Annotated in this window: 20 protein-coding genes and 1 pseudogene; 16 read left to right on the plus strand and 5 right to left on the minus strand. The window is 56.8% G+C overall.

The window, feature by feature from the left end; all coding sequences use genetic code 11:
• Nucleotides 1–20 precede the first annotated feature (20 nt).
• The 16 genes and pseudogenes from OKC40_RS07750 to OKC40_RS07825 form a co-directional block, all read left to right on the plus strand.
• On the plus strand, nt 21–368 hold the full coding sequence (locus OKC40_RS07750; RefSeq protein WP_043852260.1) for a YkvA family protein: 348 nt from the start codon (nt 21–23) through the stop codon (nt 366–368).
• Between the two features lie 19 nt (nt 369–387).
• Entirely contained in the window at nt 388–813 is a 426-nt protein-coding gene (locus tag OKC40_RS07755) for a DUF2787 domain-containing protein (protein ID WP_043852261.1), read from the plus strand.
• A gap of 9 nt (nt 814–822) precedes the next feature.
• Entirely contained in the window at nt 823–1,251 is a 429-nt protein-coding gene (locus tag OKC40_RS07760; protein ID WP_058395398.1) for a hypothetical protein, read from the plus strand.
• Complete coding sequence (locus OKC40_RS07765; protein ID WP_042048606.1) at nt 1,226–1,501, plus strand: hypothetical protein; 276 nt, start codon at nt 1,226–1,228, stop codon at nt 1,499–1,501. Before OKC40_RS07760 ends, OKC40_RS07765 begins: the two co-directional genes overlap by 26 nt.
• 124 nt (nt 1,502–1,625) lie before the next feature.
• Complete coding sequence (gene radC / locus OKC40_RS07770) at nt 1,626–2,123, plus strand: RadC family protein (protein WP_024945022.1); 498 nt, start codon at nt 1,626–1,628, stop codon at nt 2,121–2,123.
• Complete coding sequence (locus tag OKC40_RS07775; RefSeq protein WP_024945023.1) at nt 2,120–2,311, plus strand: hypothetical protein; 192 nt, start codon at nt 2,120–2,122, stop codon at nt 2,309–2,311. The genes radC and OKC40_RS07775 overlap by 4 nt, the downstream gene beginning before the upstream one ends.
• Before the next feature lie 24 nt (nt 2,312–2,335).
• The gene (locus tag OKC40_RS07780; protein WP_024945024.1) at nt 2,336–2,674 is read left to right on the plus strand and encodes a hypothetical protein; all 339 of its coding nucleotides are present in this window, start codon (nt 2,336–2,338) and stop codon (nt 2,672–2,674) included.
• Between the two features lie 116 nt (nt 2,675–2,790).
• On the plus strand, nt 2,791–3,297 hold the full coding sequence (locus OKC40_RS07785; protein WP_024945025.1) for a hypothetical protein: 507 nt from the start codon (nt 2,791–2,793) through the stop codon (nt 3,295–3,297).
• Nucleotides 3,297–3,512, plus strand: coding sequence for a hypothetical protein (locus tag OKC40_RS07790; protein WP_043851135.1), 216 nt, complete (start codon nt 3,297–3,299; stop codon nt 3,510–3,512). Before OKC40_RS07785 ends, OKC40_RS07790 begins: the two co-directional genes overlap by 1 nt.
• Complete coding sequence (locus OKC40_RS07795) at nt 3,509–3,871, plus strand: hypothetical protein (protein ID WP_024945026.1); 363 nt, start codon at nt 3,509–3,511, stop codon at nt 3,869–3,871. Before OKC40_RS07790 ends, OKC40_RS07795 begins: the two co-directional genes overlap by 4 nt.
• Nucleotides 3,872–3,950: 79 nt before the next feature.
• Entirely contained in the window at nt 3,951–4,493 is a 543-nt protein-coding gene (locus OKC40_RS07800) for a hypothetical protein (protein ID WP_024945027.1), read from the plus strand.
• 1 nt (nt 4,494) lies between these two features.
• Entirely contained in the window at nt 4,495–4,836 is a 342-nt protein-coding gene (locus OKC40_RS07805) for a hypothetical protein (RefSeq protein WP_024945028.1), read from the plus strand.
• A 30-nt stretch (nt 4,837–4,866) separates the two neighbouring features.
• The gene (locus tag OKC40_RS07810) at nt 4,867–5,163 is read left to right on the plus strand and encodes a hypothetical protein (RefSeq protein WP_024945029.1); all 297 of its coding nucleotides are present in this window, start codon (nt 4,867–4,869) and stop codon (nt 5,161–5,163) included.
• Between the two features lie 89 nt (nt 5,164–5,252).
• Nucleotides 5,253–5,567: a hypothetical protein gene (locus tag OKC40_RS07815; protein ID WP_021137999.1), complete on the plus strand. Its 315-nt coding sequence runs from the start codon at nt 5,253–5,255 to the stop codon at nt 5,565–5,567.
• A gap of 2 nt (nt 5,568–5,569) precedes the next feature.
• The gene (locus OKC40_RS07820; RefSeq protein WP_024945030.1) at nt 5,570–5,974 is read left to right on the plus strand and encodes a type IV toxin-antitoxin system YeeU family antitoxin; all 405 of its coding nucleotides are present in this window, start codon (nt 5,570–5,572) and stop codon (nt 5,972–5,974) included.
• Between the two features lie 237 nt (nt 5,975–6,211).
• A pseudogene (locus OKC40_RS07825) lies at nt 6,212–6,987 on the plus strand (restriction endonuclease); the annotation flags it as partial.
• A 147-nt stretch (nt 6,988–7,134) separates the two neighbouring features.
• On the opposite strand, the gene OKC40_RS07830 reads toward OKC40_RS07825, so the two are convergent.
• The 5 genes from OKC40_RS07830 to OKC40_RS07850 all read right to left on the minus strand — a co-directional run bounded on the left by OKC40_RS07830 (nt 7,135) and on the right by OKC40_RS07850 (nt 13,557).
• Entirely contained in the window at nt 7,135–7,848 is a 714-nt protein-coding gene (locus tag OKC40_RS07830; RefSeq protein WP_005331303.1) for a M48 family metallopeptidase, read from the minus strand.
• Nucleotides 7,848–10,979: a type I restriction endonuclease subunit R gene (locus tag OKC40_RS07835; RefSeq protein ID WP_270794711.1), complete on the minus strand. Its 3,132-nt coding sequence runs from the start codon at nt 10,977–10,979 to the stop codon at nt 7,848–7,850. Before OKC40_RS07835 ends, OKC40_RS07830 begins: the two co-directional genes overlap by 1 nt.
• 74 nt (nt 10,980–11,053) lie before the next feature.
• Nucleotides 11,054–12,118, minus strand: coding sequence for a type II toxin-antitoxin system antitoxin DNA ADP-ribosyl glycohydrolase DarG (darG, locus tag OKC40_RS07840; RefSeq protein WP_025201144.1), 1,065 nt, complete (start codon nt 12,116–12,118; stop codon nt 11,054–11,056).
• Nucleotides 12,115–12,768, minus strand: a complete 654-nt coding sequence (darT, locus tag OKC40_RS07845; RefSeq protein ID WP_182938866.1) for a type II toxin-antitoxin system toxin DNA ADP-ribosyl transferase DarT — start codon at nt 12,766–12,768, stop codon at nt 12,115–12,117. The genes darG and darT overlap by 4 nt, the downstream gene beginning before the upstream one ends.
• Before the next feature lie 276 nt (nt 12,769–13,044).
• Nucleotides 13,045–13,557 (minus strand): restriction endonuclease subunit S, encoded by a 513-nt coding sequence (locus OKC40_RS07850; protein ID WP_270794716.1) that lies wholly within the window; start codon nt 13,555–13,557, stop codon nt 13,045–13,047.
• Nucleotides 13,558–13,639 lie beyond the last annotated feature (82 nt).

Raw genomic sequence — 13,639 nt, forward strand, 5'->3', positions numbered from 1 at the left:
ACCTGTGAAGGAGACACACTATGCCCCCCTGCATTCCCCCTGAATGCGAGCCGTTCGATCACCCAGGCTTTTGGCACAAACTCTGGGCCTTTGCCAAACGTGCCGGTCGGCCCTTTATCGAGACCTGCTTGCTGCTCTACTACACCAGCCAGAAGGATGACTTACCGCTCTGGGCCAAACTGCTGATCTACAGTGCGCTGGCCTACTTTATCTCACCGATCGATGCGATCCCGGACGTGTTGCCGATGGGGCTCACCGATGACATCGCGGTGCTAAGTGCGGCACTCGCCAGTATTACCGCCTTTATTGATGAACAGATCCGTGCCCGTGTTGCCAAAAAAATGCGCGAGCTGTTCGGCCAAGATTAACCCCCACAAGGAGTACACCATGACCATTCCCTTTTTCCGGGACGGCTTTGCCATGCCCGTTGCACAAGCATTGCTGGTTCAGCTTAACCAGGAAGTCGCTAAAACCGAGCTCAATCTTGAGCGCTTAACCCAACTGACCTTCAACTTTCGCAATCCCGGCTACAGCGCCGAGCAAGGCGGCGTGCACCCGGTCGAGATCCGCCTGATCCGCGGGCTCGATGGCTGGCTGTTCGATTACGTCACCGACTTCAGCTACCAAGGGCTCGCCCAGGATGCCGAGCTCTGCAAAGAGCTCGATTTCAACTTCCTCGATGGGGAACACACCATGTTGGGCTGGGGACCACTGCGACTGGCCGAAGCGCGGGAGCTGTTCGATATCTGGCAGAGCAACTTCATTGCCTGCTGCCGGTTGGAGTGTTTCAGCGTCACGGTCGCAGGAGATTAGGAGGACACGATGAGCCAAGAATTAGCGCTCTCCCACTACTCACGTCAATGGTTGGGACAAGTTGCCGCCAACGCCAAGATAACCCCTACCCGCAGTAGTCAGCGCTGGCTGCTGCACCTGACACCGGATAGCCCACCAGCCCGCACAGTCACCTTGCAAGTGCGTTGGTCTGGCGTGCAGTGGCAACTGCTCTCCCTCACCAATGCCGAGGACTGGCACACCATGAGCCAGCCCGTGGATGAAATCTGTGTGGACCCTAAGCGTCGCTGTTTCTGGCGCAGCCAGGCAGGAGCCGTCCCACTCTCTGAGCAGCCCCGCGTGCTGGGAAGCTTTATGAGTGACCTGCAGCGTGCCTGCATCCATCACGGCTATCGTGTGGAGAGTGACCCCTTACCCCAAGAGGAGGCACAAGATGCCAAAACAACCGGTAGCCGTTGAACTTGAAGCCATCAATCGTAATGGCGAGACGCAAGTGGTTCGGGGCAGCGCCCTGCCCGTGCACGGCTACGGCGTTTACTTGCGAGCGGTAGAAGCCAGTGGATTGGCGCTGGCTACCTGGATAGCTGACTACGACACTATCGGCCAAGCCTATGAGCTGGCGGAACGGCTGAGCGTTGCGCTCGCTATGCCGCTCACCCTGCAGGTCCCCGGATTGCTGATGCCGGTGAAGCGTGCCCCTACAGCCTGAGCAGGAGCAGAAGCCGCCACCAAGACCAACTGAACTACCCTCAAAGTGAACCAACAACCGCTCTACCTTTAACCCCGACATGCTTCATGCGTGCCGGGGTTTTGTTTATTTGGAGAATTCCACTATGCGTTATCACAAGCTGAAAGCCGGGGAATGCCCCGGCACTTATGTCGTCACTGAACCCGTGACCGAACAAGACCTGCTGCGTATCGCCAACCAGATTGCCCGTAAGCGCTTGGCCAAAGGCACCGCCATTACCAGCACCACCGAGGCCGCCGAGCGGCTGCAAACCCTGCTACAGGACCGGGAGCATGAAGTGTTTGGTGCACTGTTCCTTGACTCCCAACACCGCGTACTGGCTTTTGAGGAACTGTTTCGCGGCACCTTGGACAGCGCCAGCATCTACCCACGGGAAGTAGTCAAGCGGGCCCTGATACTCAACTGCGGGGCCATCATCGCAGTGCACAATCACCCAAGCGGTGACCCTGAACCCAGCCAATCTGACCGGGTCTTTACCCAAGCCCTCAAGGAGGCCTTGGCGCTGGTCGATGTGCGATTGCTCGACCATCTGGTGGTCGGTGCCGAGGGCGTGGTCTCGCTGGCCGAAAGAGGTCAGCTATGACTCTAACCCTAGGTAAGTCACACCTCACCACCCTCGACATCCTCCTCGAGCTGCGCGGCTGGCTTGCAGACAACGTCGAGATGCAGGCCGAGCCTGCCATCGTGGCTCACCTGCCTAACGGCTATCAGCTCACCCAGAGCGATTGTGTCGAGGCCATTGATGCACTGCTCCATCAGCTACGCCCTTAACCGAGCCAAGAAGGGATAAACACCATGCGATTACCCAATCCCTATTCCCTTGAGGAAACCCTCGAGAAGCTACGCCATAGGCTAGCAGCCGCCTGCAACGAGGATGCGCTGACATTGCTGGAGAAGGCCGTCACCAAGGCACATGATGACGAGGCCTATGCCAAGCATTTTGAAGAGACCTTGCTGCAGGGATCCACCATCGAGATCCGCGAGTGTCTCAGCTGCTTTGGTGACTACTTTGAGCGATCCCGAGACACGCCGCCCTATTACCCGCATCACGATGCCGTCAACGGCATTGATGGTGCACTCTACGCCATCCTGTTCGATGCGGCTCTCCCCAGCACAGAGCAGGCGCACGAATAACGCCAGCATTCCCAAACCCGGATCATTAGGTCCAACACCAAGATCCGGATATTCCGATCCCCCCAACAAGGCCACCTCACTACAGGTGGCCTTTTGCATTTCAAGGAGTCATTCCCATGTCTGCTTTCATGATCGATCGCAAGGACTACCTTGCCTTTGCCGTTCAGTTACACCGTTTTTGCAATGCCCCCATGCCACCGCACTACACCCTTGAGCTGCTGCGCTCCCTCTGGTGGAACTCGCCAATGGATGTCACCAGTACCTGGACGTGGCGGGTAGACCGGCTGGTACGGTTGATGATGCTCGCCAACCGGCGGGCAGTCTGGCATCGCTATCAGTTAGGACGCCAGCAAGAGCAGAAGGAACCACGCCAGCACTGCTCGACCAAGCTGGGACAGATTAAACCTGCCCACAGTTACCACCAGGCACCACTCACCGATAGCGAGCTGGTTGCCCTCTACAAATTCACCTGCTGCGCCCTGTACCAATCGAGTGAATGGAGCGGGAGCCCTGAGCAGGCACCTCGGCTTGTGAAGGTACTACAGCAGTTACAGCAAGCGCTGGCGCAAGACGTGCTGACTCGACTGTCACTGTGGGAGCAAGCCACTTGGGGAGAGATGTGATGAACCTTTCCATCACTCTGACAGTGACAAGCTCACCACCGAGCTCAACGGCCCATATAGCCCAGCGTATCGCCGATGACATGGCACACCTGCATCATCGTCTGGGTGATGGGGTCAGTGATGAACTGGGAATCAGCATCAGTTACCTGGTCGAACAGTTTGCGCTGCTGGCAGCGGCCTACCGTTCACCTGCTGAAAGGGAGAATCACCCATGATTGAATTTACCGACAGCTTTAGCCAGGCCGCCGTGGCAGAGGCCATGTGTGCCCATCCAGGGCTTGCCAAGCTCATCAGTCAGCAGTTGATGCTGCCGGGCTTTGCCTATGCCCACGATGTGGAGGGGCGACGTATTGGCGGGCCACTGGTTGCGCCCAACCCGGTGCTGCACAAAACCTCGCTCTTTGTCAGTCCCCGCGATATGCGCGAGTACCTGCCGCGAGAGATTAACTTCGCCCGCTTTCGCTGCGCCTGTAATGCAGTGGGTCAGCCGGTCGGCGAGTGGCAACGGGTAATTGTCGGGGCCTACGTCAACCATGGTAGTAATGACAAGCCGGATTGGAGTAGTCACACCTGAGCCACGGCCACCAGCACACACAAGACCTCTCACAGCCCCTCACGCCGAGGGGCTGTTTGCATTTGAAGGAAACCCCACCATGCACGACCTACGTGATTACAAGACTCTGTCCGCTCGGCAGATCACCACTGCCATCGGTCAGCTCAACCACAACACCGCGCCGAAGATAATGACCCATCTGGCATTACGGGCCAGGCAGCCGCAACCGCTCGGTAATGGCCGTAGCAGAGCCAAGGCCCTCAAGCTGCTGCGCCGGGTCAAGAAGGCTCACCAAGCGGGGCGTATCCAGTTTGAGCTCACCGTGACGGGTTGCCGCATCGACCGGGGGAGCCATCAGGCTGACCGCTATTACTACGACCGCACGCTATTGGCTCAAGGTTGGCAGCAATACGACACCGAGGAAGACGCCTGGTACTTTGGCATCTGGATTAACACCGAGAAGCTGGAGACCTTTACTTACGCCGAGGGGGATACCAGTCATGTAATTGCGCCGAACGTCGAGGCGTTTCGTGCCGAACTGGCGCGGCTCTACCAATACCACCCGCAAGCCCCGGCGTTTATCAGCATCGACCCGGAAGCGGGCGTTGTGACCCACCACTTTGAACGCAAGCCGGAGGTGTGAAATGGCGAAAAACATCACCATCAAGGTGCCCGGCAAACATCCGCAAACCGGCGAGATCACCACCTTCGAGCTCAAGGGTCAGCGCATCGATATCGGCATCGGCGGACAGGCAGTGCCCTTCCTCATTCACGGGAGGGGAATAGGAACGTCCCTCACCCACATCCCGAGTGGCTACCGCATTGCGCTGCTCGGCGGTTGGCTCACTGCTCGTTACGCCATACCTGAAAATAAACCCAGCAGAACGGCCTGCGCCCAGATGGCCATAGACCGACTGGTAGCCCAGTACGGTTCGCTGCATCTGCTGGACCGTCTTAATTGCAAGCCGGTTATCAATCAGCTGTAACCCACAGCCCAGACAACAAGGAGCGATGTAATGACCAACACCATCCCTGCAACACCTGACTCACTGGCAGGCCATTCGGTAATGCAGATGCTGGATGTCGCCATGAGTTCCATCATCGGCGATTACGATGACGCTGACCTGGTACCAGAATGGCAATGGGTCAAGCGTATGGCCTCCCATGAACATGTCGGCGTGAAGGATGACTCCGCCTATGAGTTCACCCTGAACCTGGCCATGGAGCTCGATGCCATCCCGCCAGCACTGCAACCCTTGCTCACTGCTGCCCAGCAGGCCGGTGTGAACTACATCCTGTTTTACAACGGCTAGCCACCGCGACCATCTCATCGCTCATCAACAAACAACATAAAGGGCCAGCCCTCACAGGCTGGCCCCTTGCATCATTGGAGTCACCGAACATGACCCGTCTTATCACCGGACTCGAGGTGCATCGCTATGCCCCCGAGCTCAACAAACTGCACCTGCGAAACCGTCAGACACTACCCGCTCCCGGCATCACCACCATCAAGCAAGCCAAAGCCCGCCTGTTTGCTCGTTGGCAACCTGGGCATCAGGTGACCATCACCGTGAGCCATCCCGACTACATCAATCTTTCTCGGCTCTACCGGGGGCGGCTGACAAACCTGACCGAACTCCCTGAGCACCTGACCAGACTACGCCAGCGCCACAACGTGCCCGGCACCTGCATCGACATTCAACTGAGGTATCGCTAATCATGACCACGACAACCACCCACACCAACAACCAACACCCCGTAGCGCCAGACCACCCCACTCGGATTTTTGCACAGTGGGGTTTGCCCCATACCGTGACGCCACGCTTTGGCGCTCGTCTGATACAGAGTCGCTACCGGCTCGATTTTCTATCCGATCGGGCCAGTCTGATCGGTGAATGGAGTGAGACGCAGATAGCCAAGCTCGACCTGGCTTTCCCGGAGATCATCAAGGCTCTGGAAGCCAAGCTGATAACCGGCGAGCTGGATGCTCAACGTCAGCACTGCATCACTATCCAGCACGGCGGCTTTACCTGCGAAGCCGACACCCTCGGAAGCCATGGCTATGTCTATATCTGTATTTACCCTGCGGCGAGCATGGACGCCAATCCTGACCGCAAGGCGTGACCACACATCCGCTTGTGGTAACATTTTTAAACCTACTCGTCCGTGATAAGTGGGTGGGTCTTGGGGAAGGCCAATTCATGGCCTTCCCTTTTTTTGGTGACGCTGTTTTTTTTGAGGTTGCTCCCAGTGACTTCGATACCAACTGGCCCCAAGCAGGTCGCTGTGACAAGATAAGCCCCTGTTTTATCTCGATCTGGTTGCCCGATGAAAGAAACCCTGCCCAGCTATGAAGCCATGATGCCTGCCGTGCTCAAGGTATTGGCCGATGGTGTCGCCCGCTCTCTACGTGAGGTATTCGAGCGGGTTTGCCAGCACTACGCCTTTACTCCGGAGCAGTTGGCTGACACCTTGCCCAGTGGTCGCCAAACCACGCTGCGCAGCCGGGTTGGCTGGGCCAAGACCTATCTGGTCAAGGCAGGACTCATCGAGCAACCCAAGCGGGGCATTTGCCTTATCACCGAACGGGGTAAGGCGGCGCTAGTCTCGGGACATACTATCGACAACCGCTATCTGGCCCAATTCAACGAGTTCGTGGCGTTTACCCTGGCCTCCAGTGAGAGCGCAGGCAATACGCAACAAGCCATGGCGATCCCGACAGACACGCCAACACCAGAGCAGGCCAGCACCCCTCAAGAGCAGATTGAGCAGGCACTATCTGCCATCAATCGCTCCCTTGCCGATGACCTGCTTGCCGAGATCTTGGGCCTTTCCCCTCGTTTCTTTGAACAGCTGGTGGTCGATCTGATGGTGGCCATGGGCTATGGCGGCAGCCAGCAGGATGCCGCCCGCACCACCCGTTACCAAAGCGATGGCGGCATCGATGGCATCATCAAGGAAGACCGGTTGGGCTCGACTCCATCTACCTGCAGGCAAAGCGCTACACCGACAAAACCGTGGGGCGTCCCGAGATCCAGTCCTTCGCGGGGGCGCTGGATCTGCACAAGGCCCGCAAGGGGGTCTTTATCACCACCTCCAGCTTTAGCCGTGAGGCGCAGGAGTATGTCGGACTGATTGAGAAGCGCATCGTGCTGATCGACGGTGCCCGTCTTGCCGCCCTGATGATCGAATACGGCGTCGGCGTCACTACCCGCCAGACCCTCACCATTAAAACCCTGGATTCAGATTACTTTTTGGAAGAATAAATCGTGGCTAAACCAGCCCTAATACCCCCACCGATTAAATGCCAGCGGCATCTTGTTGAGCTTCTCGCGATGCTCGCGCCAGTTGGGCAGATGGGTATCCATCAGTGTGATAAATCGCTGGTTATGTTTGCGCTCTAACAGGTGAACCAGCTCGTGCACCACAATAAATTCCAGGCATTCGGGGGGCTTCTTGACTAATTCGAGGTTGATCCAGATGCGGGATGTATCTGTTTTGCAGCTCCCCCACATGGTCTTCATCCGTTTGATACCGACAAACGAAGGGGTGACGTTGAGCAAGGCCTGCCACTTGGCCATCAATATCGGCAGCCGCTGGCGTAGCAATTGGCGATACCAGCCCAGTAGCAAGGCTTCTCGCTTCGCGGCGTCATAATGAGCGGGAACCCGCATCCGGATCCACCCCCCTTGTAGCTTGACGCTGTGCGCTCCCTCAACCGGGATCACCTCCAATCGATAGCCCCGTCCCCAAAGGTAGTGCGTCTCGCCGCTGCACATCTGGCGCTCGCTCTGACGTGGCTGCGCCTGAAAGTGGGCCTGTTGCTGCCGGATCCACGGCAAGCGTCTGACCACGGCCATTCTGATGGCCGTCTGTGACAGCGACGCCGGGGCCGAGACGCGCACGCGACCATCAGGGGGCAGCACATTGATGTGCAGGTTCTTGATCCCCTTATGCTGCAACTCCAGCGTGAGCTCACCAATGGTGATCAGGGGCATCAGTGGTACTCCTGCTGCGCTTTCACCAGCTCCATCACCTCGGCAACGGTCACATCGTATCCCTTGGTTTCTTCGGCAATGGCAAACGCGATCTCCCGCTCCTTGAAGCGATCGCCATACCAATCGGCCTTCTTGGTATAACGCACAGCGGTATCAATCCTGGCCACCAGCAGCTCATCCTTGCCCAGATTGTCATAGAGTGCCCGTTTGGCTGCCGTGTCTATGCTCTCTGGGTAGGCGCTCTGGCTATGGCTCTGTGGATATTTCACCTGCTTGGCCAGCTCGCGGACCTTTTCCAGATACTCCTGATAGGAGATGGCCTGCTGGCGGCGCAGATCGATCAGCTCATCGAGCAGCACCGACATCCTCTCGTAGTATTTGGGGTTGACCGGGTTCTCATCGACGATGGTCCGGCGCACGTTGTTTTCAATCGCCTCGGCCATCGACTCCTGATTGTCGCGCATCTCCTTGGGCAACCCATCCAGCGCCTCGGGGCCGCGCTGGATAATGAGCTCCAGCAGCCCCAGCTCCTCAAAGTCCATCAGCGTCTCGCTGGGGTCGGCATCCACCCACAGATCCAGCATCTGGCGCATGCCCGGCTCGAACTGCTTCATATCCACCAGATCACCACTGGCCAGCTTGATCTCATCCCGGACCTTGGCGAAGTGTTCGACCTCCTGCTTGATCGAGGCGGCCTGCGAGGCGCTGTAACCCGCCTCCTCCAGCTCACCCGCCAGATTGGTAAAGGCGCGGATCAACTTGGCCACCAACTGATAGAGGGTCAGCCGCAATGCCTCTTTCTCGCTCAACGTCTCTTCATCGGCTCCCGGCTCACAACAGAAATAATGCTGATAATCGAGTTGCGACTTGGGCGCCTTCACCGGCTCACACAATGCACGGACGGCTTCCAGAGCGTTATCCAGATCCTCTTTGGCCTGCGCCAGTCGATCCTTGAGCAGCCCGGCCACATCCTCCTTGTCATAACCCGCGAAGGCCTCGGCCGTATAGTCGTTGACCGTCTTCTCCAGCGACTTGAACAGGTCTTTGTAATCGATGATGTAGCCGTACTCCTTGTCGTCACCATCCAGCCGATTCACCCGACAGATGGCTTGGAACAGGTTGTGATCAGCCATCTTCTTGTCGATATAGAGGTAGGTGGCAGAGGGGGCATCAAAACCGGTCAGCAGCTTATCCACGACAATGAGCAGCCGCATCTGGCCCGGCTCTTTGATAAAACGCTGCTTGACCAGTTTTTCAAACTCTTCAACCCGCTTAGCCGCCTCATCCTCCGGCTGCTCGAAATAGTCGGCCAGCATCTTGCGATAGATGTTGTACTTGGCCAGCTTCTCCGTCAGCCCCTCGCCCGTCTCCTCGCCCTTGATCTCGCTGGCATTGGGTTGGTAACTGGTGACGATGGCGCACTTGCCAGCAAAACCGGCCTGGCTGAACATCTCGTAACTTTTGCAGGCTTGATAGACGCTGGCGCAGACCAGCATGGCATTGCCACGACCATCGGCCAGCCGGGGCTTGCGCTCGAAGTCGAGCAGAATATCGGCCACTATCTGCTCCAGCCGCGAACGACTGGAGAGCAGCTTCTGCATTGAGGCCCACTTCTGTTTAAGCTGCTGCTTGCCCAGCCGCGAGAGATCCTTGGTCTTGGTATCGAACCACTCATCCACTTTTTTCTGGGATTTGACCCGCTGATCGATATCCCGCGCCTCGTAGCGCAGATCCAGCACCACGCCATCACTCACCGCCTCGTTGAACTTGTAGGTGTGAATGTAGGGGCCAAAGACCTCGATGGACTTTTTTTTGTCCTGCTTCATCAGCGGTGTGCCGGTAAAACCGATAAACAGCGCCTCTGGCAACAGGCTCTTCATAGCCCCATGCAGCTTGCCGGACTGAGTGCGGTGGCACTCATCGACAAACACAAACAGCTGGCCCTTGGGGCTGAAATCCGAGGGCAAGCTGCGGCGCATATCAGCAATAAAATCATCAGAGCTGCCGTCATCTTCGTCATCCGACTCGCCTTCTGGTGTGCGACCGAACTTATGCACTAGGGAGCAGATCAGCCAGGGATTATGGGCATGCAGACGGGTCACCAGATCGGCACCGCTCTTGGTACGCAGGATCTCCTCTTCCACCCCACTGAATACCTTCTCGATCTGCTCATCGAGTTCGGTACGGTCGGTGATGATAAGCACACGGCTGTCGGTCACATTTTCGCGGATCCACTTGGCTAGCCAGACCATGGTCAGGCTCTTGCCGCTGCCTTGGGTGTGCCAGATGATGCCGCCATCCCGGCGGCGGATATAAGCCTTGGCGGCACGGATGCCGAAATACTGGTTATGGCGGCAGGTTTTCTTGGTGCCCGCATCAAACACGATAAAGTCGTGGATCAGCTCCAGAAAGCGCGCCTTACTGCACAACTGCGTCAGATGCTGGTCCAGCAGATTGGCACCCGGCAGATCGACATGGTCGGAATGGATTGGATCGGCTGGCTCTTTCCACTCCAGATAGTATTTCTCGTGGGTTTCGATAGTGCCGTAGCGCACCCCTTGGGTGTCGTTGCCCGCCATCACCAGCTGCATGGTGGTGAAGAAGTTACGGATAAAATCCTTCTTCTGGTTATCCAGGTTCTGGTGGATACCTTCGGAGACAGAGACGGTAGATCGCTTGAGTTCAATGACGCCAAGGGCAATGCCGTTGACATAGAGCACCAGATCCGGCCGTTTCTTATGCTCGCCTTTGACCGCCACCTCTTCGGCAATGGCAAAGTCGTTGGCCTGCGGATTGGCCCAGTCAACAAGCCAGACAGTCTGGTTCTGCTCGCCCGCCCCGACTTTTTCCTTCACGCCATAACGCAGCAGGCGATAGACCTCCTTGTTGGCATCATAGAGGAGGCGCCCTTCGCCCAGGCTCGCCGCCCGATCCAGTTGCCTGAGTACCTTGGGGATCAGCGCCGCGTCCACGCCCCGCCCCACCAGCCAAGCGGTCAGCAGCTCCGGCTCGACATTGCGGTTGTTCTCCCGTGTATGCCAATCCCCCAGATAGCGATAGCCCAGCTCCGCTTGAAATAACTTGATCACGCGGTTCTGGGTTGCCCGCTCCCGTTGGCCAACTGAAATCATGCTCTCTATCCCTGTTATTCTCTCAAGCCGCCGCGACAACCTCGCAGCCACTCTTATTTGTTACACCCACTTCGTTACACCAATCCCTGCTGCAAACGGGTCAAGGCGATCTGCAGGCTGCGATCATCAAACAGCCGCGCCTTGCGATCACCCCACGGGGTTCCCGCTGGCCAGCGGTGCAACCCCTCGCGCAGCGCGCTCAGTGTCGGCGCACAGCCCTCTTCGACCATCAGCCAGTCCACCGTGGCCAATAACTCCATGCCATAGGGCGACTCAAAACCATCGATTAACGCGGTCGTCTGCTCCAGTATCGGTAAAAATGCTTTGGCCTCGGTATTGAGATAAACGGCAAGCTCTTGTTTTTTAGCCTCATTAAACCAGATGACATCAAACGGCTTGCTATCCGGGATGCGCTTGTCGGACTGCAGATAACTGCCGTCCATCGCATTGAGCAGATGGGTCAGATTGTTGGCATAAGGGCCATAACGATGGGCCTTAAACTGCAACTGCAGCGGATCCCCCAGCGGGTTAAGGCCAATGACCCGAGCCAGAAACCAGGCCAGTTTCTGGATCTCCAGCAAGCTGCACTCCATCCCTAAAAACCAGTAGCGACGCACCAGTTCAGCAATCAGGGCCCGGGCCGGAGTCAGCTCCGCCACCCCGCCGCGCTTGGCCACATTTTGGTATTGGCTACTGGGCTCATAGAGCAGGATATCGATATCCAGATCGCCCAGTGCCGTTTCGATCGCCTGTTTGACCTCCGGCCAAGGCAGACCACCGTTGCCAGCCCCCAGTGGTGGAATGGCAATCGAGGAGACCTGCTGCGCCTGTAACCAGGCCCGCAGATCCTGCAAACCGTCCTGGATCCACGCCATCTGTGCCGGATTGCGCCAGTGCTGTTTGGTCGGAAAGTTGACGATCCAGCGCGGCCCTAGCAGCTCACCCGTCTGGGTAATAAACATCTTGCCGGTGACGACGTCACCCTGCTTGCACGCCTCGGCATAGGCACGCATATTGGCCGGGAACCGCTCCTTGAACATCAAGGCGATCCCCTTGCCCATGACACCGACTGTGTTGACGGTATTCACCAGTGCTTCCACCGGAGCATCCAGCAGGTTGCCTGTTGTATATCGAATCATCTGAAATACCACCCATCACGGACATAGACGGGGCGCGCGACCCCGACCCGATTCATGCATTGTTCCACGCGGTTCTTTATCTCTTCGTTGTAACACACCACACCCAGCAATGCCTCGATGGGGCAATGTTGATGGATCAAGGCCTCGGCCTGATAGCGCTCCAGCTTGCTCAAATCGTCCGCATCACGCTTGAAATCACGGCGCTGCAACAGTGGCCAGTCAATCCGCTCCAGATCGCCAAGCTCGGCATAGAAATTGGCCCACTGGTAATAGGCATGGCTATCGGTAAACACAAACGGTAGCCCCAATTCAGGCATGCGATGCAGGCTGGAAACCAGGATCAGGATTTCATCATTTTCACGCCGGGGAACACCGCGCCCCGAGTGAATATTGCTGAGCATGGGAGAAAACGGCGTGAAGTAGAAGGGCACATAGTCATTCAACACGCCGTAAGGCACCAGCGGCACCGGATGGCGCGCGCGCTTGGCAATCAGCTCCGGCAACCCGATATGCACCCAGTGCGGGTTTTGCTGCTGACCATTCCCCGCCCACAGGCCATGGGTCAGGATCCATTCCAGGTTATCCCGATGCACGATCCGGAATATCAGCGCCTTCTGCGGATTCAGGCTCTGGCTATAGTCATAGGCCATGGGTGGCTAGCTCCTGCGATACCCAACGCTTGATAAACACGCCAACGATGACCCCACTCGCTTTTCGTATGCGGGTGGCCGCTGTGCACGCCATCAAGCAACTCACAATAAAAGTTTCTCTTTCTTTTCAGATAGATAAACATCTATCGCGCCAATTAACAACCGCCCCAGTCACGCAACAGTCAAGCAACGGTCAAGCAAATCCGGCCTGGGTGGCTCGGTGGCCAGGCTCGCGGCAGAGGCGGTCATCCGGTTGGGCTGCACTTATGCCCCCGTCTATGCCCCCGCCGCCAGCGGCAGGCGAATTTTGCCGGTCAGCAGTTGCTGCATCATGCCTTGCTTCAGGGCGCGGGCCTTCTCCAGCTTCTGAGTCAACGCCTGCAGCTCGTTATCCATATCGGATAAAATAGTGGCAATGGCGGTTTGTTCTTCTATTTCAGGAAGAACTACTTTAAACGCAGCTAAAGGAGAACGAACTATTTGAGGCTGACCGGAACCAGTGATACAGACCGTAAGGTCTTGGTTCGAAAGCATGTAATAGGTAAAGTTCTTATCCAATTTTTTGTTTTTATCAACATCAACAACCATCGCATTACCTGTAATCCAAGATTTAGCTACAGTGTAATTAACTGTTCCGCAGGTTGAACCGCGACACGTCACTATTACTTGAGGTGCTTCATGATTATATTTCTCATAAAACCCAATTAATCCATTAGCTCCGTATACCGGATAACCTGATTCTTTTAGTTCACTTCCAGAAATTGTTACTGGCTGATATAAACTACAAATATCCCCAGGGTGAGAGCGTGAACATTTTGTTAAATTTCACCCAGTTTTTTGAGACCCGCATTGAGTACCGTTTCCAGATATT

This window comes from Aeromonas sp. QDB11, from assembly GCF_027705265.1.
Taxonomy (GTDB): domain Bacteria; phylum Pseudomonadota; class Gammaproteobacteria; order Enterobacterales; family Aeromonadaceae; genus Aeromonas; species Aeromonas allosaccharophila.

Coding starts and splice junctions, on each gene's coding strand:
- OKC40_RS07755 (WP_043852261.1), top strand. CDS start 388: ATGACCATTCCCTTTTTCCGGGACGGCTTTGCCATGCCCGTTGCACAA.
- OKC40_RS07800 (WP_024945027.1), top strand. CDS start 3,951: ATGCACGACCTACGTGATTACAAGACTCTGTCCGCTCGGCAGATCACC.
- darT (WP_182938866.1), bottom strand. CDS start 12,768: ATGGCCTATGACTATAGCCAGAGCCTGAATCCGCAGAAGGCGCTGATA.
- OKC40_RS07805 (WP_024945028.1), top strand. CDS start 4,495: ATGGCGAAAAACATCACCATCAAGGTGCCCGGCAAACATCCGCAAACC.
- OKC40_RS07785 (WP_024945025.1), top strand. CDS start 2,791: ATGTCTGCTTTCATGATCGATCGCAAGGACTACCTTGCCTTTGCCGTT.
- OKC40_RS07780 (WP_024945024.1), top strand. CDS start 2,336: ATGCGATTACCCAATCCCTATTCCCTTGAGGAAACCCTCGAGAAGCTA.
- OKC40_RS07830 (WP_005331303.1), bottom strand. CDS start 7,848: ATGCCCCTGATCACCATTGGTGAGCTCACGCTGGAGTTGCAGCATAAG.
- OKC40_RS07775 (WP_024945023.1), top strand. CDS start 2,120: ATGACTCTAACCCTAGGTAAGTCACACCTCACCACCCTCGACATCCTC.
- OKC40_RS07815 (WP_021137999.1), top strand. CDS start 5,253: ATGACCCGTCTTATCACCGGACTCGAGGTGCATCGCTATGCCCCCGAG.
- OKC40_RS07750 (WP_043852260.1), top strand. CDS start 21: ATGCCCCCCTGCATTCCCCCTGAATGCGAGCCGTTCGATCACCCAGGC.
- OKC40_RS07790 (WP_043851135.1), top strand. CDS start 3,297: ATGAACCTTTCCATCACTCTGACAGTGACAAGCTCACCACCGAGCTCA.
- OKC40_RS07765 (WP_042048606.1), top strand. CDS start 1,226: ATGCCAAAACAACCGGTAGCCGTTGAACTTGAAGCCATCAATCGTAAT.
- OKC40_RS07820 (WP_024945030.1), top strand. CDS start 5,570: ATGACCACGACAACCACCCACACCAACAACCAACACCCCGTAGCGCCA.
- OKC40_RS07810 (WP_024945029.1), top strand. CDS start 4,867: ATGACCAACACCATCCCTGCAACACCTGACTCACTGGCAGGCCATTCG.
- OKC40_RS07795 (WP_024945026.1), top strand. CDS start 3,509: ATGATTGAATTTACCGACAGCTTTAGCCAGGCCGCCGTGGCAGAGGCC.
- OKC40_RS07835 (WP_270794711.1), bottom strand. CDS start 10,979: ATGATTTCAGTTGGCCAACGGGAGCGGGCAACCCAGAACCGCGTGATC.
- radC (WP_024945022.1), top strand. CDS start 1,626: ATGCGTTATCACAAGCTGAAAGCCGGGGAATGCCCCGGCACTTATGTC.
- OKC40_RS07760 (WP_058395398.1), top strand. CDS start 823: ATGAGCCAAGAATTAGCGCTCTCCCACTACTCACGTCAATGGTTGGGA.
- darG (WP_025201144.1), bottom strand. CDS start 12,118: ATGATTCGATATACAACAGGCAACCTGCTGGATGCTCCGGTGGAAGCA.